1 protein-coding gene is annotated in these 280 nt (G+C 34.6%); it reads left to right on the top strand.

Features of this window, described 5'->3' with window-relative positions; translation table 11 throughout:
• Positions 1-51: 51 nt before the first annotated feature.
• A partial coding sequence (locus ACYQ2M_RS25490) for a hypothetical protein (protein WP_459919203.1) occupies positions 52-280 on the top strand: 229 nt, incomplete at its 3' end.

The raw sequence follows: 280 nt of genomic DNA, 5'->3' as shown, positions 1-280 counted from the left end.
AAAAATCTTCTTGAGCTTGCCAGTCAACTATGGAAAATTCGGTGGACACTGTTGAAAAAGCCCTCCAATTTAAGCAGTGAAGAACGATATGAAATAGAGAGAATTGAGAATCAAGACACGGGCTTTATAAAAAACTTCCGTTCAATTATTCGGCAAATTGGAAATATATTTGATCATTCAAATACAGAGCTTCAGGCCAAAACAAAATTTAAAGGTAACTACTCACCCCCAGGGATCAAAAAAAAAAATAAAAAAAGACTTGACAGGTTTTTTTGGGGAT

This window comes from Desulfocicer niacini (genome assembly GCF_054657595.1).
This window is presented reverse-complemented; position numbering and strand designations above follow the sequence as displayed.